Below are 406 nucleotides of genomic sequence, written 5' to 3'. Positions count from 1 at the left end.
GGCGAGGGCGGCGAGCAGTTCGGCGACGTGGTTGACCAGCAGGCAGTAGACGACGCGGTCACAGCCGCGCTGGGCGTCGTACGTCATCGCTCCGGCCACGTCGGGCGGCAGCGCGGCGAGTGTGCCGGCGTGGCGTTCGGGGACGAGCTTGGTGCCCTCCAGATCGCGGAAGAGGACCTGGGTGGGCATGCCGTCGCCGTCGACGCAGATCAGCACGTTCTGCAGATGCGGTTCGAGGACCAGCCCGTGGTCGAAGTAGGCGGCCAGTACGGGCGGTACTAGGAGGTCGAGGTAGGCCGCCCACCAGTCGAGGACGGTCCCCGGGCCCGCGGCGGCGAGGAGGCGGGAGATGTGCGCGGGCCCGGTCGGGTACTCGTCGGCGACGGCGGCGGCGAGCAGCGGGGTG

General features: G+C 72.4%; 1 protein-coding gene. It reads right to left on the bottom strand.

All coding sequences use genetic code 11. The features are described from left to right. A partial coding sequence (locus tag AB0C16_RS40775; RefSeq protein ID WP_357691574.1) for a ferric iron reductase occupies positions 1-406 on the bottom strand: 406 nt, incomplete at both ends.

Source organism: Nonomuraea sp. NPDC048916 (assembly GCF_040649575.1).
GTDB lineage: Bacteria > Actinomycetota > Actinomycetes > Streptosporangiales > Streptosporangiaceae > Nonomuraea.
The sequence above is the reverse complement of the archived record's forward strand: the minus strand, read 5'-3'. Positions and strand labels throughout refer to the sequence as shown.